15 protein-coding genes and 1 tRNA gene are annotated in these 19,403 nt (G+C 56.5%); 3 read left to right on the top strand and 13 right to left on the bottom strand.

Translation table 11 applies throughout. The annotated features are described in order from the left end of the window. Positions 1 to 162 precede the first annotated feature (162 nt). From AU182_RS08750 to AU182_RS08705, 10 genes are all read right to left on the bottom strand, one after another. The gene (locus AU182_RS08750) at positions 163 to 435 is read right to left on the bottom strand and encodes an HU family DNA-binding protein (protein WP_010132873.1); all 273 of its coding nucleotides are present in this window, start codon (positions 433 to 435) and stop codon (positions 163 to 165) included. A 390-nt stretch (positions 436 to 825) separates the two neighbouring features. After that, positions 826 to 3,231 (bottom strand): endopeptidase La, encoded by a 2,406-nt coding sequence (gene lon, locus AU182_RS08745; protein WP_066963785.1) that lies wholly within the window; start codon positions 3,229 to 3,231, stop codon positions 826 to 828. 359 nt (positions 3,232 to 3,590) lie between these two features. Then, a complete protein-coding gene (clpX, locus tag AU182_RS08740; protein ID WP_066963783.1) occupies positions 3,591 to 4,877 on the bottom strand; it encodes an ATP-dependent Clp protease ATP-binding subunit ClpX in 1,287 nt (428 codons plus the stop codon). 226 nt (positions 4,878 to 5,103) lie between these two features. After that, positions 5,104 to 5,748: an ATP-dependent Clp endopeptidase proteolytic subunit ClpP gene (gene clpP / locus AU182_RS08735; protein WP_066963780.1), complete on the bottom strand. Its 645-nt coding sequence runs from the start codon at positions 5,746 to 5,748 to the stop codon at positions 5,104 to 5,106. 273 nt (positions 5,749 to 6,021) lie between these two features. Continuing rightward, entirely contained in the window at positions 6,022 to 7,335 is a 1,314-nt protein-coding gene (gene tig, locus AU182_RS08730) for a trigger factor (RefSeq protein ID WP_066963778.1), read from the bottom strand. Between the two features lie 173 nt (positions 7,336 to 7,508). After that, positions 7,509 to 7,593 (bottom strand) — tRNA-Leu (locus tag AU182_RS08725). Positions 7,594 to 7,786: 193 nt separating this feature from the next. Then, entirely contained in the window at positions 7,787 to 8,962 is a 1,176-nt protein-coding gene (gene fadA, locus AU182_RS08720) for an acetyl-CoA C-acyltransferase FadA (protein WP_066963775.1), read from the bottom strand. 11 nt (positions 8,963 to 8,973) lie between these two features. Continuing rightward, on the bottom strand, positions 8,974 to 11,130 hold the full coding sequence (gene fadB / locus AU182_RS08715) for a fatty acid oxidation complex subunit alpha FadB (protein ID WP_066963772.1): 2,157 nt from the start codon (positions 11,128 to 11,130) through the stop codon (positions 8,974 to 8,976). A 352-nt stretch (positions 11,131 to 11,482) separates the two neighbouring features. Beyond that, positions 11,483 to 12,073 carry a cupin domain-containing protein gene (locus AU182_RS08710; protein ID WP_066963769.1) on the bottom strand — a complete coding sequence of 197 codons (591 nt, stop codon included), beginning with the start codon at positions 12,071 to 12,073 and terminating at the stop codon, positions 11,483 to 11,485. A 112-nt stretch (positions 12,074 to 12,185) separates the two neighbouring features. After that, the gene (locus AU182_RS08705) at positions 12,186 to 14,045 is read right to left on the bottom strand and encodes a beta-ketoacyl synthase N-terminal-like domain-containing protein (RefSeq protein ID WP_066963766.1); all 1,860 of its coding nucleotides are present in this window, start codon (positions 14,043 to 14,045) and stop codon (positions 12,186 to 12,188) included. Positions 14,046 to 14,274: 229 nt separating this feature from the next. Between AU182_RS08705 and AU182_RS08700 the strand changes: the two genes are divergently transcribed. Continuing rightward, positions 14,275 to 15,315 carry a GlxA family transcriptional regulator gene (locus tag AU182_RS08700; RefSeq protein ID WP_066963763.1) on the top strand — a complete coding sequence of 347 codons (1,041 nt, stop codon included), beginning with the start codon at positions 14,275 to 14,277 and terminating at the stop codon, positions 15,313 to 15,315. A gap of 49 nt (positions 15,316 to 15,364) precedes the next feature. On the opposite strand, the gene AU182_RS08695 is transcribed toward AU182_RS08700, so the two are convergent. Next, a complete protein-coding gene (locus AU182_RS08695; protein WP_227718196.1) occupies positions 15,365 to 15,910 on the bottom strand; it encodes a class I SAM-dependent methyltransferase in 546 nt (181 codons plus the stop codon). A 139-nt stretch (positions 15,911 to 16,049) separates the two neighbouring features. Continuing rightward, positions 16,050 to 16,565 carry an Hsp20 family protein gene (locus AU182_RS08690; protein WP_066963760.1) on the bottom strand — a complete coding sequence of 172 codons (516 nt, stop codon included), beginning with the start codon at positions 16,563 to 16,565 and terminating at the stop codon, positions 16,050 to 16,052. Positions 16,566 to 16,760: 195 nt separating this feature from the next. Between AU182_RS08690 and thpR the strand changes: the two genes are divergently transcribed. Further along, positions 16,761 to 17,357: an RNA 2',3'-cyclic phosphodiesterase gene (thpR, locus tag AU182_RS08685; protein ID WP_066963758.1), complete on the top strand. Its 597-nt coding sequence runs from the start codon at positions 16,761 to 16,763 to the stop codon at positions 17,355 to 17,357. Positions 17,358 to 17,462: 105 nt separating this feature from the next. Here thpR and AU182_RS08680 read toward each other — a convergent pair whose 3' ends face one another. Next, positions 17,463 to 18,482 carry a hypothetical protein gene (locus AU182_RS08680; RefSeq protein ID WP_066963756.1) on the bottom strand — a complete coding sequence of 340 codons (1,020 nt, stop codon included), beginning with the start codon at positions 18,480 to 18,482 and terminating at the stop codon, positions 17,463 to 17,465. A gap of 509 nt (positions 18,483 to 18,991) precedes the next feature. On the opposite strand from AU182_RS08680, the gene AU182_RS08675 reads away from it, so the two are divergent. Continuing rightward, positions 18,992 to 19,378, top strand: a complete 387-nt coding sequence (locus tag AU182_RS08675) for an HPF/RaiA family ribosome-associated protein (RefSeq protein ID WP_066963753.1) — start codon at positions 18,992 to 18,994, stop codon at positions 19,376 to 19,378. The last annotated feature ends 25 nt before the right edge of the window (positions 19,379 to 19,403 follow it).

Raw genomic sequence — 19,403 nt, 5'->3', positions numbered from 1 at the left:
ATCATTGCTTATTGTTGTTGCAGTGCGACAACGACTGCGTTGCCAGCGTCACACTGAATACGGTCGATAACCGCTGAACCAGAAAAAATTCGACTTTTCAGAAACAAAAAAGGCGCATCCAACTGATACGCCTCTTTGAAGCATTGCAGGTTACAAAGCCTCTTAATTTACCGCGTCTTTCAAAGCTTTACCGGCTTTGAAGTTAGGGATTTTCGCGGCGGCAATTTCAATGGGGTCGCCGGTGCGTGGGTTGCGACCGGTACGCGCAGCGCGCTCTTTGACAGCGAAGGTGCCAAAGCCAACCAGGGCAACCTGGTCACCTTTCTTCAGTGCATCGGTGATGCTGTCTACCATCGCGTCCAGCGCACGGCCAGCGGCTGCCTTCGGAATGTCGGCAGATGCGGCAATGGCTTCAATCAGTTCGGACTTGTTCACGCTATATCCCTCTGTTCTTTATCTAGGTTTCTAGGTGTGTATGTAAGGTCTGTTGCTGCCCTGTTTTTACAAGGCGCAAAGGTGCATTTTTTTTGCAATTAATCTTTGATCGCCCGCGGCTCCCCGCAGCGAAACAAGCCCCGTTTTATACCAACTGCCCGTTGGTGGGTCAAGGAACCATGCGGCTTTGCGGGGAGTTGGACACTTTTGAATCACTCTTGTTCAGGCAGTGTCCGTCGAGATCATTTTTTAACCTGCGATCACGCAGGCCGAGTACTCTACGCGAATTTGCGTCGTCTATTCAATGGTTTTTTTAACACCGTGAAGCAGCCCGGGGAATTACTCTCCCCGGACTGATCGGTGTAATGCGGTGTAATTTCAACCCAAAGCTCAGTGGGTCTGGATCGATCGTTGGGAGCGCTCTTCCGCCTGCTTTTTCAGTGCAGAATACTCTTCATCACTCAGCGGGCTGGGCATCTTTTCCAGGGCGTACTCCAAAACCTGGTCGATCCACTTCACGGGTTTGATCACCAGGTCCTGCTGAATATTATCGGGAATATCCTTCAGGTCGCGTTCGTTGTCCGCCGGAATCAGCACAGTCTTGATCCCACCCCGGTGTGCTGCAAGCAGCTTCTCTTTCAGGCCACCGATGCGCAGGACCTCACCCCGCAGGGTAATCTCCCCGGTCATGGCGACATCTGAGCGAACCGGAATGTTGGTCAGCACCGACGCCAGAACCGTACACATGGCAATACCCGCAGAAGGGCCATCTTTAGGCGTAGCCCCTTCTGGCACGTGGATGTGGATATCACGGGTTTCATGAAAGTCCGGGGGGATACCCAACGCCTGTGCCCGGGCGCGAACCACCGTCAACGCCGCCTGAATCGACTCTTGCATCACATCACCAAGAGAGCCGGTCTTGATCACACGACCCTTGCCAGACACGGCAGAAGATTCAATTGTCAGCAGCTCACCACCCACTTCGGTCCAGGCGAGGCCCGTAACCTGACCAATCTTGTTCTCTTCCTCGGCGCGGCCGTAATCGAACTTACGCACGCCCAGTAGCTCTTCCAGCTGTTCCGGCTTGACCACCACCTTGTTGGTTGTGGCCTTCCGCACATGCTCGGTGACGACTTTGCGGCAGATCTTTGCCATCTCGCGGTCCAAACCACGAACACCCGCCTCGCGCGTGTAGTACCGAACCACATCACGCACGGTGTCATCCGCCAGCTCCAACTCTTCCGGTTTTAATCCGGCGGCCTTGCGCTGCTTCGGAATCAGGTAACGCTGCGCGATGTTCAGCTTTTCATCCTCGGTGTAACCGGGAATGCGGATGACTTCCATCCGGTCAAGCAGAGGCCCAGGGATATTCATTGAGTTGGACGTACATACGAACATCACGTCAGACAAGTCATAGTCCACTTCGAGGTAGTGATCATTGAACGACTTGTTCTGTTCGGGGTCCAGAACCTCCAGCAGTGCCGACGCAGGGTCACCGCGATGATCCATCCCCATCTTGTCGACTTCATCCAACAGGAACAGCGGGTTTTTTACCCCCACCTTGGAAATTTTCTGCACCAACTTACCAGGTAACGAACCGATGTACGTACGGCGATGGCCCCGAATCTCAGCTTCATCGCGCACACCACCAAGGGCCATGCGCACATACTTGCGATTGGTGGCACGCGCAATCGATTCACCCAGCGAGGTTTTACCCACACCGGGAGGCCCTACCAGACAGAGGATCGGACCCTTGACCTTTTTCACACGCTTCTGCACGGCGAGGTATTCGAGGATGCGTTCTTTCACCTCTTCCAGACCGTAGTGATCCTTGTTAAGAATCTCCTCAGCCTTGATCAGGTCGTGGCGCACACGGCTGGTCTTCTTCCACGGGACACTGAGCATCCAGTCGATATAGCTGCGCAGTACCGAAGCCTCGGCAGACATGGGCGACATCATTTTCAGCTTGGCGAGTTCCGCGCGGGTTTTCTTTTCCGCTTCGGCCGACATACCGGAATCGGCAATCTTCCGCTCAAGCTCTTCGATTTCGTTGGGTTCTTCGGTGATTTCCCCCAGCTCTTTCTGAATGGCCTTCATCTGCTCATTCAGATAGTACTCGCGCTGGCTCTTTTCCATCTGCTTTTTAACGCGGCCACGGATCCGCTTCTCTACCTGAATCAGGTCGATTTCTGAATCCATCAGGCCAAGAAGATGCTCCAGCCGCTCCTTTACGCTGACTGTCTCCAGCAACTCCTGCTTCTGGGGAAGGTCCAGGGACATGTGCGCGGCAATGGTATCCGCCAGGCGACCCGGCTCATCAATGCCAGACAGAGAGGTCATCACCTCGTTCGGCACCTTCTTGCTGACACTCACGTACTGCTCAAATTGCGACATGGCGGAGCGCACCAGCGCCTCCGCTTCCGCCTCAGGGAGGTCTTCGGACTCGAGCGGAGAGACACTGGCGCGGTAATGGCCGTCACCCTCCTGAATCTCCTCGACTTTCACCCGATGCCCACCTTCAACTAGCACCTTGACGGTGCCGTCAGGGAGCTTGAGCAACTGCAGTACGCTCGCGACAGTGCCCACTCGATAGACGTCATCGGCACCCGGGTCATCTTCCGATGCCTGGCGCTGAGCCACCAGAAGTACCTGCTTGTCGCTGCGCATGGCCTCTTCCAGCGCATCTATAGACTTCTCCCGCCCAACGAACAGCGGAATCACCATATGGGGATACACCACCACGTCACGCAGTGGCAAAAGGGGGTATTCGTTCAAGGTCTCGGATGGCTGGTCCATAAAACTCCTCTCGGCCTTCAAGCGGCTCTCGGCCACCAGTTTGGCGACTTATTCGTCATCGGGTGCATCCTGTGCCGGCTACCCGTGCGCGCCAGTTCAGTTCCTAACTTGGGGGCAAGCCTCAGAATAACAAGCCCGCCCTCTCCGGCGTAGCAAAATTAGTTTAATTCAAGGGGCACGTAGATGGTCATGGAACATGCATATTCCGCGGCAACCCTACCTTCTAGCACAGAAGTCTACGATCGGAGCACTCGCTTCGGATTAATGCGCGCAGGCACCATAAAGAGGCAGTTACAAAAAAAGCCCCGGAAGCGGAGCTCTCGGGGCTTTTTCGTGAAGGGTGTCTTGCGCCAGCGCAATTACTCCTCGGGGGCGGCCTTCTGGGGTTTCTCCGCCTGCTCGTAGACCAGTAGCGGGGCTGACTCGCCGTTAATCACCGCCTCATCAATCACCACTTTGGCCACATTGTCCAGGCTGGGGATATCGTACATGGTTTCCAACAACACGGACTCCATGATCGACCGCAGGCCGCGGGCACCCGTTTTACGCTCCATCGCCTTGGAAGCCACAGCGTCCAGGGCATCGGGACGGAAGTCGAGTTCTACCCCTTCCATATCAAACAGCTTTGAGTACTGTTTGGTCAGGGCGTTGCGTGGCGCGGTAAGAATCTGCACCAACGCCGCGCGATCCAGCTCCTCGAGGGTAGCGGTAACCGGCAGACGCCCCACAAACTCGGGGATGAGGCCATAGCGGACCAGATCTTCCGGTTCGAGATCCAACAAGACTTCACCGAAGTTGCTGGCACCGTCTTTGGATTTCACCTCTGCAGAGAAGCCAATACCGCCTTTCTCGGACCGGTCGCGAATCACCTTGTCCAGGCCGGCGAAGGCACCACCACAGATAAACAGGATGTTCGAGGTGTCCACCTGCAGGAATTCCTGCTGTGGATGCTTGCGGCCGCCCTGCGGAGGTACCGAGGCAACGGTCCCCTCAATCAGTTTCAGCAGCGCTTGCTGTACGCCCTCACCCGACACATCGCGAGTGATCGACGGGTTATCAGACTTGCGGGAGATTTTGTCGATCTCATCGATATACACAATCCCCTGCTGGGCTTTCTCTACATCATAATCACACTTCTGCAGAAGCTTCTGAATGATGTTTTCAACGTCTTCCCCCACATAACCTGCTTCTGTCAGGGTGGTGGCATCTGCGATGGTAAAGGGGACGTTCAGCAGTCGCGCCAGGGTTTCCGCCAGCAGTGTCTTACCGCTACCGGTCGGGCCGACCAACAGAATATTGGATTTCCCCAGCTCGACGTCATCCTTGCCTTTTACGCTCTTGCTGCTGCGCAGGCGCTTGTAGTGGTTGTAGACCGCGACTGCCAGCACTTTCTTGGCACGGGCCTGACCAATCACGTACTGGTCGAGGATTTCAGTAATTTCCTGGGGGGTGGGCAAGCGGGAATCGTCGCCATCAACGGACTCCTGAACTTCCTCGCGAATGATATCTGTGCAGAGCTCGACGCACTCGTCGCATATGTAAACTGATGGACCCGCGATCAGCTTGCGTACTTCCTGCTGGCTTTTGCCACAGAAGGAACAGTAAAGGAGCTTGCCGTTGTCTTCTCCGCTGTTCTGATCAGTCATCTATGTACTCCGTGGTCTGGCAGCCAGCCGAAATGCGGCGGCAAATTGGGTTCATAAGCAAGATGCGGCCTTTTGGCAGGTTTTTCAAGTTTTTTTATCCGTCCCGCCAGAAGTCGGGACAACGCTGTTCTGGCGCCGGGGCAATGCCTACCGATCCCGGAGAACAAGGCTCTGGGTTTATCCGGGTTCTTAGGCGAATGGTGCCCCGTTGCGGGTTTTGCGGGGTTTACTGCCCCGGAGCCTGACGACGGGCCAATACCTCATCCACCAGACCGTACTCCTTTGCCTCATCCGCGCTCAGGAATCTGTCCCGATCGGTATCCCGCTCAATGTCTGCGACACTGCGGCCAGTGTGGTGCGCCATCAGTTCGTTCAAACGGGAACGGATTTTGAGGATTTCCTGCGCCTGGATATGGATGTCCGACGCCTGCCCCTGCGCTCCACCGCTTGGCTGGTGGATCATTACCCGGGAGTTCGGGGTCGCATAGCGTTTTCCTTCAGCACCCGCGGTCAACAGGAATGCACCCATACTGCAGGCCTGACCGATACACATGGTGCTAACGTCCGGCTTGATGAACTGCATGGTGTCATAGATGGACATGCCCGCGGTCACCGAGCCACCCGGTGAATTAATATAAAGATGGATATCTTTGTCGGGGTTTTCCGCCTCAAGGAACAAGAGCTGAGCAACAACCAGGTTGGCCATGTGATCTTCCACCGGCCCCACCAAGAAAATCACGCGCTCTTTCAGAAGGCGAGAGTAGATATCAAAAGAACGCTCCCCTCTCGCGGTCTGCTCTACCACCATAGGTACCAGGCCGCCGGTGGCGAGAATTTCTTTGTTGTTCAGGGAATTATCAATATATGCCATGGATACGGTGCTTCCTTTTTCGGCGTACAGGCGACTACAAAACGGGCGTGCTCAAAAAAGGCACAACCCTGAAAAATATGGTCATTCTGAGCTTAACTGCTCAGCGAAGATAAAGCCAGTTGGGAGCAGCGGGATCAGAATGGGAAAGATTGGCAGCAGGCGAGAGAAAAAACAGGCGACTCTGGGCGGCGGTTCATCGGGAGAACATCACCCGTGTCAGAAAAACATACTGGTGAATAAAAAACGGCCACCGTAGGTGGCCGTTTTCTGCAATCAAGCCTGTTTTTGCGGCTTGATTACGTCGTCGTAGGTGCTTTCCACTTCGCTGACCTTGGCCTTGTCCAGCACAAAGTCTACTACCTGGTCTTCGAGCACAACGGACTCAACGCCTGCCAGCAGCTCGCGATTGTTGAAGTAGTATTCAACAACTTCTTCAGGCTGCTGATAGGTCGATGCCAGCTCTTCCACCTTCGCTTTTACGCGATCAGCGTCCACAGCCAGTTTGTTTTCCTTCACGATCTCGCCAACGACCAGACCGAGAACGACACGGCGCTTGGCCTGATCTTCGAACATGGTGTCCGGCAGCATTTTCGCTGCGTCTTCCGGATTGATCTGACCGCCAAACTGCTGAACCATCTGACCACGCAGAGTTTGAACTTCACCCTGAACCAGCGCCGCCGGGATTTCTACCTGGTGCTTTTCAAACAGCTGGTCCATAACCTGGGTCTTGACCTTGTTCAGGGCTGCGTTTTTCAGTTCGCGCTCCATGTTGCCACGGACTTCTTCGCGGAACTTTTCTTCGCCACCTTCTTCAACGCCATACCCTGCAAAGAACTCATCGTCCAGCTCAGGCAGCTCAGGCTTCTCGGAAGCGGTCACTTTGATGGTGAACACAGCTTCGGCGCCCGCCAGGTTTTCCGCCTGGTAGTCTTCCGGGAAGGTAACGGTCACTTCCTTTTCTTCGCCAGGCTTCATGCCAATGATGCCATCTTCGAAACCGGGAATCATGCTGCCAGAGCCCAGCACCAGCTGCTGACCTTCTGCCTTGCCACCATCAAACTCTTCGCCGTCCTTACGGCCAACGAAGTCGATAGTTACACGGTCGCCTTTCTGGGCTTTGCGCTTGGTTTCTTTCCAGCCAGACTGCTGTTTGCGCAGCACGTCGATCATGTTGTCAACGTCGGCGTCAGTCACTTCAGCCTTCGGACGTTCAACCTCAACTTCAGACAGGTCAGTCAGGGTTACTTCCGGGTAGACTTCAAACGTGGCCACGTATTCCAGGTTTTCACCCGGGGTCACGTTTTTCGCTTCAATGCTCGGCTGTCCAGCCGGCTTTACCTGCTCTTTCTGAACCGCTTCGTAGAAAGAGCGGCTCATCACTTCACCCAGGACTTCCTGACGCACACCGGCACCAAAACGCTGGCGTACCACTTTCATCGGCACCTTGCCCTTGCGGAAGCCGTTAATGCGCACGGTCTTGGACGCTTGCTGAAGGCGCTTGTCAACTTCCTTCTCGACGACTTCTGCCGGCAAATTGACCGTTAAGCGACGCTCCAGACCGGAAGTTGTTTCAATGGAAACCTGCATGATAATCCTCGTGAGACTTTTCTCTTCACAGATACCGGGCTACGGGAAGCCCCGGCACCGGCGATTAGCGTTTTGCCGGCAGTCATTCGCCGACCGCCAAATACAAACAGCCCGCGCCGCACACGTTTCCCGCCGGGAAAATGTGCGTCTGGCACGGACTGCAAAAACTTGTTTGGTGGGGACGGGGAGACTTGAACTCCCACACCTTGCGGCACCAGAACCTAAATCTGGCGTGTCTACCAATTCCACCACGTCCCCGCAACCTTGTGTGCTAAGCCGTTGATTTGCCTAAGTTTTTACGCAAAAACCAGACCGACCTGCAACAAGGGGAGCAGATTGTGCCACAGCGGACACGGGGCTTCAACAATACCGCACCGGTTATGCTGCAGCTGACCGAAAAAACAACGGGGCGCCGATCCCGGCGCCCCGTGCTCATCGAGACCAGTGGGCGTTAGACCCGCTCAACGATGGTGGTAATGCCCTGCCCCAGGCCGATACACATGGTAGAAACCCCAAGGTCTCCGCCCTCATTCTGAAGTACGGACAGCAGAGTGCCCGTAATACGGACACCGGAGCAGCCGAAGGGATGGCCGAGCGCAATGGCGCCGCCATACAGGTTGACCTTCTCGTCCATCACATCCAGCAGGTTGAGGTCCTTCAGCACCGGCAGTGCCTGCGCCGCAAAGGCTTCGTTCAGCTCGACCTTGTCGATGTCCTCGATGGTCAAGCCTGCACTTTTCAGCGCCTTCTGGGTGGATGGCACCGGGCCGTAACCCATGATGGACGGATCAACACCAGCCAGTGCCATCTCGCGCACTTTTGCAATCGGCGTCAATCCAAGGGCTTGTGCGCGCTCGGCAGACATGACCAACATCACAGATGCGCCGTCGGTAATCTGCGAAGAGGTGCCCGCAGTCACCTGACCGTGCTTCGGATCAAACGCCGGCTTCAATTTGGACAGTGCTTCCGCGGTCGTTTCCGGGCGGATGGTCTGGTCCGTTTCCACCAGCATTGGCACGCCATCTTCATCGTGACCCTCAATCGCAATAATCTCACGATTGAACTTGCCCTCTGCCGTCGCCTTGGCGGCGCGCTGGTGAGACCGGGCCCCAAACTCATCCATTTGCTGGCGCTGGATACCGTGCATCATCGCCAGGTATTCCGCAGTCATCCCCATAGAACCCGCGGCCTTCGCCATATAGCGACCAAGCATGGGGTTCGGGCTGACGTGCTCCATCATGTTCAGGTGGCCCATGTGCTCGACACCACCTACCACATAGACATCGCCAACGCCCGCCTGAATGTTCGCAGCAGCGGTGTGCAACGCTGACATGGAGGAACCACACAAGCGGTTGATGGTTTGCGCCGGGATCGTATGCGGAAGACCGGCGCGCAGCAAAATAAAGCGAGCAACATTAAAGCCCTGCTCATCGCGCTGCATGACGCAGCCCCAGATCAGGTCATCAATTTCTTTCGGGTCCAGCTTTTCGTTGCGCTGCAGGAATTTTTTCAGCAACTCTGCAGACATATCGTCCGCACGCACATTGCGATACACGCCGTTTTTGGATCGCCCCATGGCGGTACGCGCATAGTCGACGATTACGGCATCTCTAGGATTCAGACTCATGGAAACTCTCCTTACTTGTCGCCGTAGTAGGTTTTGCCGCTGGCGGCCATTTCGCGCATGCCATCGGTGGGCTTGTACAGCTCGCCCAGATCACTGTGCTTCTCAGCCATCTTCACGAAGTTATCCAGGCCGATGCTATCCAGCCAGGCGAAAATGCCACCACGGAAAGGCGGGAAGCCGATACCGTAGATCAGTGCCATATCCGCCTCAGCCGGGGAGTCGACAATACCTTCCTCCAGGCAGCGGGCCAGCTCGGTGGCCATGGGCACCATCATGCGCTCGATAATTTCGTCAGTTTCAAACTCGCAACGCTCGGCGACGTGCGGCTTAAGCAGATCGTAGACCTCTTCCGCCACCACTTTCTTCGGGCGACCTTTCTTGTCTTCTTCGTATACGTAGAAGCCTTTGCCATTTTTCTGGCCATAGCGCCCGGCTTCGTACAACACGTCGGAGGCCGCGGTAAAGGTTTTACCCATGCGCTCAGGGAAGCCTTCCGCCATGACTTTTTCTGCATGCACACCAGTATCGATGCCCACCACGTCCATCAGGTAAGCCGGCCCCATTGGCCAACCCCAGCGCTCCATCACCTTATCGACCTGCTGGAAATCCGCGCCATCACGCACCAGCATGGCAAAGCCGGCAAAATATGGGAACAACACACGGTTCACGAGGAAACCGGGGCAGTCGCGCACCACAATTGCTTTCTTACCCATTTTGTTGGCATAGGCCACAACGCGGGCAATCGCCGTTTCAGACGTTTTCTCACCGCGAATCACTTCCACCAGCGGCATTTTGTGCACCGGGTTAAAGAAGTGCATGCCGAGGAAGTTTTCCGGGCGCGACAGCGGCGCTGACAGAGTGTCGATGGAGATGGTGGAGGTATTGGAGGCGATCACCGTGTCTTCTGAGACCTTGGTTTCGACTTCTTTCAATACCGCATGCTTTACCTTGGGATTTTCGACAACCGCTTCCACCACGATATCGACATCGTTGAAGCCATCATAGCTCAGGGTGGGCTCAATTCGGTTGAGTGTCTCCGCCATTTTCGCGGGAGTCATACGACCGCGATCCACCAGCTTGGTCAGCAGCTTACCGGCCTCTTTCAGTCCCAGGTCAATACCGTCCTGGTTGATATCCTTCATCTTGATGGGCGTGCCTTTGTAGGCAGACTGATAGGCGATACCGCCACCCATGATGCCCGCGCCCAGCACTGCGGCACGTTCAATTTCCTTATCGGACCTTTTCTCCCAGCTCTTGGCGACCTTGCTGACCTTCTGATCATTCAGGAACAGTCCGACCAGAGACGCGGCGGTTTCTGTCTGGGCACTGGCAATAAACTGTTGCTGCTCGATCTTCAGCGCTTCGTCGCGATTGAGCTTGTAGCCCTGCTCGATCGAAGTCACCGCGTTAACCGGGGAAGGGTAATTGCGCCCGGCCTGCTGGCCAACGAAGGCCTTGGTGGTGAAAAAGGCCATCAGGGCTTCGGTGTCGTTCAGCGGGATCGGAGACTTCTTGGTCTCCCGGCGCTGCTTGTAGTCCAGCTCGCCATCAATAGCGCGGGCGAGCAACTTCAATGCGGCGTCTTTCAGTTGTTCCGTCGGCACCACGGCATCTACGGCATGCGCGGTCAGTGCGGCATCCGGACGCTGCTCCTTACCGGCAGCGATCCACTCCGCTGCCACATCCACGCCAACCACGCGCGGCAGGCGCACAGTGCCACCCCAGCCTGGGATCAGGCCAAGCTTCACTTCCGGTAAGCCCACTTTGGCTTTATCGCCCATCACGCGGAAGTCACAGCCGAGGCAGACTTCGAAGCCGCCACCCAGTGCATAACCATTGATGGCAACCGCTGTCGGGAAAGGGAGGTCTTCCAGGCGGTTGATGTTCTCATTATTTTTGTTCATCAGCTCGGCAATACCTTCTGGCCCGGAGGAGAAAGCTCTACCAAACTCGGTAATGTCCGCGCCAACGATAAACACACTTTTTCCGCTGGTCAGCAACAGGCCTTTGATATCACCAGCCTTTTCAATCGCATCCAGGGCCTCGGAAAACTCCGATACGGTGAGACGGTTGAATTTGTTGACGGACTCGCCTTCCAGATCGAATTTCAGTTCCGCGATGCCGTTGTCAAGCATCTGCACGGATAGCGCTTTGCCACTAAATAACATTATTGACCTCATTGATTGGTGACCGGGACGCAACAGTAGGGTTTACACCGGTCCGGGGGGTCGGGTTGTGCAAGACAGATTTCGGGTTGCCTCTCGGCCAGCATACATCGATACCATAACCAGTCGATGACGCATTCACCAAAATCGGTCAAGGCCCAAGTATAGCCAGATTAAAACGCTCGTTTGAATACCATTTCCGCCATATCCACTGGCCGGTTTGATGCTCGCCGGCCAACTACCCCAGGCACAAGATCAAAGAATGAACAAATTGCCGCAAGAAACAGCAAATGACCGGATCATCAGAACGGTGGAGCTTTGGGCGAGCGCCGCAAAAAGGAATATAGAAAAGGGCTCAGACACTCGGCGGATTATTGGCGCTTACCAGCACGCAGTCGCAATCGCCAATATTGCGAAAACGGTGCGGCCGGCGGCTGCGAAAGTAATAGCCATCACCAGGCCCGAGTATGGTGATCTCGCGGCCGACCGTCACCTCCAGTTGCCCGGACACGACTATCCCCCCCTCCTCGCCCTCATGGCTCAGGAGCTCGGGGCCGGTATCTTCGCCCGGCGGGTACACTTCATAAAGAATGGACATAGTGCGATGGGAGTTGCCGGCGCCGAGTAATCGATATTCGATCGGGCCCGGACCAACGTTGGGCATCTCGCTGGCGCGAAAAAAAACCTGAGGCTGGCTATCAAATTCGAAGGTGAAAAAGTCTGCCAGCGACATCGGGATGCCGTTCAGCACCTTTTTGAGCGATCCCACGGAGGGGCTGACACGGCCCTGTTCGATAAGGGAAATAGTGGCGTTGGTGACACCGGCGCGCTTGGCCATCTCTCGCTGGGACCAACCGTGCATTTGACGCACAGATTTCAGGCGCGCGCCCACATCGTCACCGGTGGCGCCGGTAGTGGGCGACGGCTTCTGATCCTTTTCGGTCATCCGATTCTTCCTGCTGAGGGAAACCTGCAGGAAGTCTACCGCCTGAACCTCATGCTCGAAAGTACCCCCACACCGCGAGAGGAAATCCGATCGCTTTGCGACTGTCGTGCGGTCACACCATATCGGCGAAGGGGTTTTCCTCCGGCAGCGACACAGAGCCCGCCACACCGGGCAGGGTCATGCGTCCATCCTCCAGGGAAATGCCGGTTTCGTCAATCAGCCCCTCCCCAAAGCGGTAGATCGCGTTCAGGTCTCCACGGCTGGCTCGGGCATCGTATTCGGCTGCACGCTCAGCCGGTGCTTCACTGCGCTTGCGGTAGGCTGTCATCGCCTGTTCGCCGTGGCGCTTGGCGAGCATTTTTTCGGTAATGTGCGGCGCCAGAACACTGGCGGTTGCATTGTTACCACCGAAGCCTTTGGAGTTCAGGAAGGCAACATCCAGGGACTCGGGATCACGCTCAACATGCGACATGGATAGATTGAGGTGTTCGTGGTGCACATCATCGGCCACACGATCAATGGTAGTAATGCCCGGCAGAATCCCGCGATTAAAGATACCCAGACTGGAGATCAGCTGATCACCACTGGCCGCGGCCACGGTATGGCCAACAAAGGCCTTCACCGCACACACCGGCCAGTCCTCGATGCCAAACGCACCGGCAAGCCGATCGAAAATTGCTGATTCGGTCACGCGATTCTGCGGAGTACTGGAGCCGTGCGCCTGAACGAAGCTGCGTTGCCGCAGGCTTTCCTCACCGAGAATCGCGCGCGCTTCCGACATGGCGCGGGCCACCGTGAGGTAGTTACCCGGCCCGGGCGCAGAAATCGATTTTTTCGGCCCGTCGGCGTTCACAAACACGTTCGCTACGGCGCCATGAATTGGCGCTCCAAGCTCCAGTGCCAGTTCGTCGTCCATCAGTACAGCCCACTGTGTACCTTCACCCAGGGTGAAACCACAGTTATCACCAAATGGGCGGCTGGCGCGACGGAAATCAATCTCATCGCCAAAAATTTTGCGCAGCCCATCCAGGTTGGCCAGCGCCCCCATGGTGGTATAACCATCAACCACCTCCGGAACCAGCGGCGCCTCCGCAGCGCCCACGACGGCAACCCGTGCGCGGCCACAGCGAATATCCTCCACCGCAGCCCGCAGGTTATACAGGTAGGTGGCGCAGGCGCCGGCAACAGCGCCGGTGGTGCCTACGCTGCCAAGCACATAGGCGTTCACGAAATCCGCCGGCATGCTGGTGAGCCCCAGGGCCAGCTGCTTGGAGCTGACACGCCCCCCGCGCAGCCGGGATTGCAGCAGCCCACCGTTGCCGTTGACATCCAGCTGACTCATGGCGGAGCTGGCATACACGGAAATTTTTTCCGGCCCTGCCTTTTGTGCCACCAGGTCCCAGTCGATTCCCAGGGATTGCACCGCATCGGATGCGCCGAGAATCGCCAGTTGCAAACCGCGAGGGTGGAAACGGGAGTTGTATTGCTGCCCCGGCTCAAAGCCAGTAGGAAGCTGCCCTGCAGACGCAACGGCGATTTCGCGGTGACTATCCAGCATCACGGAGAGACTGGCGGCGTGAACGCGCACGCGCCCGTTGTCGAGCGTTTCGACGGACCAATCCTGCGGCAGCGGCACCGGAAGCTGGCGCGCAGACATCTCGAAGGTAAAACCGCTATCGCTCTTGAGATCCGCGGCCTGATGAAAATGGCAACGACGGTAGTCGTAGAAACGCGACTCCAACTCGCGCACCAACGTCCCCTGCAGAACCTGCTGCTCTAGCTCTACACTCAAAGGACCTTGAGCGGCATCACCGGTGCGCAGGCCCATCAGTGCGGCGAGGTCAGACAACACATCCGTACGCTCGGATGCACCAAGGCTGTCGAGCACCAGCCGCTTGTAGCCGCGATGGAACGAACTGCGACCGGCGGGGTTAAATCCACCAAACGCGGTAATTACGGGTAGGCGCTGCATCCTGACCTCCAGCCTGATTCAGAAACGGGGCGAATTTCTTGAGTAAATCCGATGGTGCGCCAGTGTATGGGCTGGCGATTCGGCCTTGTTATGGGCATACTGGCCAGCAAATTTGATCATCTGGCCAACCAGGCCCGATACCCCATCTGTCGCCCATGACCCCTGCGGATTCAGCGGGCCGACATCGCGTCCGCGCAGCGGCCGCCAGACGTATGCAGAGAGTTACCCAATGCCCACCGTCACATTTATGCTCCTCGACCAGATGCTTTCCACCGGAACCGTGTTGCCACTGGAAATGCTGCGCGGCGCCGAGAGCCGCGCGCGAGTTGAGCGCAAGCGCAACGAAGGCTCGAAAGTAGAGAAAGTGGGCAGTACCGAAAGCAAGCCCGACAGCGGTGCTCTGAACCTGATTACCGTCAGTGTCGACGGCAAGCCGGTGAAATCCCGCTCTGGCTTTTCCCTGGCGCCGGATATGGCTCTGGCAGACGCACCCGATAGCGACATCATCTACCTGCCCGCCCTTTGGCGAAATCCCCGCCCGGCACTGCGCCGTAGCGAACAACTGCTGAAGTGGCTGTGTGAGCAGGCCGAAAAAGGCGCAGCCATCAGCGCGGTCGGCACCGGCGTCTGCTTTTTGGCGGAAGCCGGGTTGCTCGACGGCAAACCCGCCACTACGCACTGGCACTACTTCGACCAGTTTGCGGCGGATTACCCGGACGTAAAACTCAAGCGGCAGTACTTTATCACCCAGGCGAACAAGCTGTTCTGCGCCGCCAGCGTCAATGCACTGGCCGATGTTACCGTCCACCTGATACGCCAGCTGTATGGCCCTGCGATCGCCAGCCATGTAGAGCGCAACTTTTCCCATGAGATCCGCCGCCCGTTTGAGGAAATTGCCTACTCGGAAGGCGCGGTCCACCTCCATCCGGATGAGGAAGTGGTGCAGGCACAGACCTGGCTGAAGCAGCACTGCAGCGAAGATGTAAAGCTCAGCGAAGTGGCGAAATACTTTGATATGAGTGTGCGCTCATTCAACCGCCGCTTTAAACTCGCAACCGGCCAGACCCCACTGCAGTATTTGCAAAATGTCCGTATCGATGTGGCGCGCGAGCTGCTTCAGTCGAGCAACTTATCGGTTAACGAGATTGCCGAGAAGGTCGGCTATCAGGATATGGGCCACTTTACCGCGCTGTTCAAGAAATTTCTGTCGACCACTCCGAGCGAGTATCGCACCACCGTGCGTGCGAAGTTGTTCAGGGTCAACACTTAATTCAGCCAACCACCCGACTGCAGTTCGCCGCACTGATGTAACGCCGACGTCACGCTGGTCGGGTTAGAAAAATGACGTCATCGCCACTGAATTCCACTGCCGCGGACCAGTGTCCGGCAAGCCAGTGGAAAGTTTCACGGCTAAAGAAAACAATATGTGTCGGGTCGCGGATGTAATGCCAGTTAGCAAAACGCTCCTGCGAAGCAACCAGCTTGGTCATTAGTGCCAGCACACCACCTGCGTTGATACGGCCCCACAACATCTCGAGAGCCGTCATCGGATCCGCCAGATGCTCGACAACTTCCGTACTGACCACAAAATCAAAGCGATCATCCAGAACTGACGTATCCTGCTGAAAGAACAGGTCGTAGATCGCCACCTGGTGCCCCTGCTCCTCCAGTATTCTGGCAAGCAACGGCGCGGGACCACATCCGAAATCAAGCCCGCGGGACCCCGGCGCCAAGCGATTCAGTAAGGGCGTTGCACAGCGCTGCAGGAATCGCCGGTATCCGGCATCCTCGAGATTGTTTTCATGCAGTTCGTAATAGGCCTTTTCGGCCTGCGCGGAGAGGTGGAACTCGGGCGGAACAAACACCAGGGCACATCGAGTGCATTGGTAATACTCGCGAAGCTGGTCGCGGTGATAAGGCTGTGCCGCCTGGTGGCGGCACAGTGGGCATGAACCCGGTTGCCCGGACACTTCAGGTCCGGGCTTTACGGAGAACAATGGACAATCAGGCAGCTTGCTCACCTACAGGCACGCTTTTTTGACCTGAACCACGTTCGCCCGCCTGGGGTTCATCTGCCTGGGTTGACTGCAACAGGTTGCCACTGGAAATTTCGATCTTCCGCGGCTTCATCGCCTCTGGAATTTCACGCACCAGTTCGATGTGCAGCAACCCGTTGACCAACTGCGCATCGGTCACTCGGACATGATCGGCAAGCTGGAAGCGTCGCTCAAAATTACGCGCTGCAATGCCGCGATGCAGGAAATTCCGTTTTTCTTCGTCAGCAACTTTTTTACCACTGACGGTCAAGCGATTCTGCTCCATCTGAATATCAAGTTCAGACTGGTCAAAACCTGCGACGGCCATAGAAATTCGGTAGGCATCCTCGCCGGTCAATTCGATATTGTACGGGGGATACGCTGGCTGGTTCTGCTCACTGGTGGTCATGGTATCCAGCAAGCTGGCCAGACGATCGAAACCAATGGCTGAACGGTAGAGTGGAGAAAGGTCTAAGTTACGCATTGTCATATCCTCAATTCAGAGCAATATTAATAAGAGCGCCTGTACAACATGCACCAGGCTATTTTACCCCGGCGATACACGACAATCGCTCGTCGTGACTCTCCGGGCTTGGGGGAGGCATCTCTGTCGAGCCTGCCCCCCTCACACTCAGATATAGGGGCTGCACAACCGGCTTCAAGGGATCGAATTGAAAAAATGAAAAATTTTTCTGCCTGCCCAGACAAGTCCTCGGCGAACACTGCCAGTGGCACATCGGAGCGACTGTTTATTGGCATTGCGCCTGACGCGGCCACCCAGCGTTTCCTCGGTGCCACCTGTACACACCTGGCGAGCCTGCGCCTGCCACGGAATTGCCGCTGGATTGGCGACGCAAATCGACACCTGACCCTGGCGTTCCTCGGCGATACCGCGCTTGACCACATGGCGACTATCGAGCAACACCTCGAGGAAATCGCTCAATCTACACCGGCATGCACCGGGCACATCGTCAGCACGCACCCATTCCCCAGGGACAGAGCCAAAATGCTCGCCGCGGAGCTGCTGCCCAATCCGGCACTTGCGACGCTGCATGCCCATTGTCGCAACCTAATGACCGCCATCGGTAAACAACCGGAGCGCAAACAGTTTCGCCCGCATTTCACCCTGGCCCGAAGCCGCAGCGGTTTTTCCCGGATCCCCGCGGTACCGGCAGACTTCATCTGCACGCTGGACAACATCACCCTTTACCACAGCCTGCTCGCCCCCGGCGGTAGCCAGTACCAGCCGCTGCTATCACTTCGGCTGGCTGGCTAGCGTCGTAACTACCGCTAGTTTGACGATTGCCACCAGCGCAGGCTCAGGCATAAAACAGGCATAAAAAAAGCCCGCTAAGCGGGCTTTTCTAAACAACAGGAAGGCTTAGTCGAGTCTCGACAGGACATACTCCGGGTACATCACCAGACGAGGGCGAGCCAGACGCCTTGCATCAAAGATAAACACATAGCGAGCGCCATCATCGTCGGCGGGAATGGTCCGACGGAAACGCCAGGAATTGATCTTGTAAGTCTGGCGACCGGCGCTCACTGGCGCAACCAGGCGATATTGGTTTTGCCCCAGGAACTCGAATTCCATCGCATCCCCGCCGGAAGGGCGCAGGGTCAGGCTACGGAACGTCTGCTTGCCCTGATCACCCTCTTCGAGCTCACCCAGCAGCTTTTCCAGCCGATCGCGCTCACCGCGAACATAGTCCAGCAGCTCCGGATCTACTTCCGGCGCCACAGCCGTGCCCTGCGGCGCTACTGCGGCTTGCTCAGGGAGAGCAGGTGCAGAGGGTTGCAGTCCGGCAAGGCTGGGCTCAGGCATTTCCGGCGCAGACACTGGCGGCGCCAGTGCAGCGGACTTCTCCGCCGCCTTTTGCTGTTCAGCCTCAACCAGCATCGCCTTGACCAACTTGTCCACGAGGACCTGCTGATTGGCCAGACGGGATTCACCAGAGGTGACCGCGTCGCGAGCCGTCTTCAGGCGCTCCTCCAGCTCGGCGAAGGTCGACTGGACGATCTCGACCCGACGGCTGCGGCTATCCACACCGCGCTCCGCCATCGCGTGGGCGTGCTTCGCCTTGTGCAACGCGCGCTCTGTATCGGTTGATGCAGACAGCTTGTGCTCACGCTCTGCGGCCTTGAGGGCCATCAGGCTTGATTCGTAATTGGCGCGGGCCTTTGACAGTGATTCCTGAGCACGCTGAAGCTTGTAGTCATAAGCAAGCATTTCGTTCTCAACATCTTCCAGTTCGACCAACCGGTTTTCCTGAGACTGCTCCATTCGCGCCAATTTGTTTTGCTCGACCGTAAGGGATGATGCCCCCTGCACCAATCCGCACCAGCCAAACACCCCCAACACGCCCGCCAAAAACAGGGCGCAGCCACGGTTTACCGCCATAGTCAAAAGTCCGTTGTTTGATTTTTTACTTCAGAAGTCGCACGAGGCCCTATCGAAGATCGACCGATGCGCTGATTACCCCGAGGAACACCGGGAAAGCACGGGCCACATGCCAGGGGAGCCAATGTACCCCAGACGTATATGCTCAGCAATGACCATGCCAACAAGATTCATTCACCTCAGTGATCCGTGCCTCAAAACAGCACATTCTGCGCCCCGAAAAAGTTCCCCACGCATTACCAAATTTTTATGACATTTTATTGATCCAGGTGCTTGATTTTTTTTCTGAGAATCGCATTATGACCTACAGGGAGTTACTCCTGACCCAGTTGGGAAACCGGCCCGGGCGCAAAACACACTCATTGCCACCACGGCAAATATTGATACTGCGACCTCTGGTGATCCGATTTTCCTTCTGAGCAGAGACTCTCTACAGGGCGCCCTACCTTCTTTCAGCAAACCGCACTTTGCGGCCTGCATGGACCCTTTATAACCGGAGGTATGTGCCCATGAAATCTGCGCCTTACGATAACATTGTGTTCCGTGATATCGACAAATCTGCCGCTCTGGCCAACACGGTCTCCCGGAAGTTACACAAACTCGAACGTTATTGTGGCGACATCATACGTAGCCGTGTGGTCCTAGAAGCCCCCCACCAACACAAGCACAAAGGGAAGCAATACAAAGCTTCCGTGGAACTCGCCCTGAGCGGAAACCCGGTCACCATTACCAATGAAAGCGACTCCATTCATCGCGCGGTTACCGGTGCCTTCAATTCAGTGGAACGCTGCCTCAAGGAGCGTGGAGATCGCCGCAAGTCACGCCGGCACCAGATGCCGGTATTGGACAGTATCGAGGATACCGAGCTAGACCCGACCGACCAGTCCTCAATTTGAAGGATACCTGTCACTGACAGGGTCA

It is taken from the genome of Microbulbifer sp. Q7 (assembly GCF_001639145.1).
Classification (GTDB): Bacteria; Pseudomonadota; Gammaproteobacteria; order Pseudomonadales; family Cellvibrionaceae; genus Microbulbifer.
The sequence above is the reverse complement of the archived record's forward strand: the minus strand, read 5'-3'. Positions and strand labels throughout refer to the sequence as shown.

Coding starts and splice junctions, on each gene's coding strand:
- fadB (WP_066963772.1), bottom strand. CDS start 11,130: ATGTTATTTAGTGGCAAAGCGCTATCCGTGCAGATGCTTGACAACGGC.
- thpR (WP_066963758.1), top strand. CDS start 16,761: ATGAAAAATTTTTCTGCCTGCCCAGACAAGTCCTCGGCGAACACTGCC.
- fadA (WP_066963775.1), bottom strand. CDS start 8,962: ATGAGTCTGAATCCTAGAGATGCCGTAATCGTCGACTATGCGCGTACC.
- AU182_RS08710 (WP_066963769.1), bottom strand. CDS start 12,073: ATGACCGAAAAGGATCAGAAGCCGTCGCCCACTACCGGCGCCACCGGT.
- AU182_RS08700 (WP_066963763.1), top strand. CDS start 14,275: ATGCCCACCGTCACATTTATGCTCCTCGACCAGATGCTTTCCACCGGA.
- AU182_RS08675 (WP_066963753.1), top strand. CDS start 18,992: ATGAAATCTGCGCCTTACGATAACATTGTGTTCCGTGATATCGACAAA.
- lon (WP_066963785.1), bottom strand. CDS start 3,231: ATGGACCAGCCATCCGAGACCTTGAACGAATACCCCCTTTTGCCACTG.
- clpP (WP_066963780.1), bottom strand. CDS start 5,748: ATGGCATATATTGATAATTCCCTGAACAACAAAGAAATTCTCGCCACC.
- AU182_RS08705 (WP_066963766.1), bottom strand. CDS start 14,045: ATGCAGCGCCTACCCGTAATTACCGCGTTTGGTGGATTTAACCCCGCC.
- tig (WP_066963778.1), bottom strand. CDS start 7,335: ATGCAGGTTTCCATTGAAACAACTTCCGGTCTGGAGCGTCGCTTAACG.
- AU182_RS08680 (WP_066963756.1), bottom strand. CDS start 18,482: ATGGCGGTAAACCGTGGCTGCGCCCTGTTTTTGGCGGGCGTGTTGGGG.
- AU182_RS08690 (WP_066963760.1), bottom strand. CDS start 16,565: ATGCGTAACTTAGACCTTTCTCCACTCTACCGTTCAGCCATTGGTTTC.
- clpX (WP_066963783.1), bottom strand. CDS start 4,877: ATGACTGATCAGAACAGCGGAGAAGACAACGGCAAGCTCCTTTACTGT.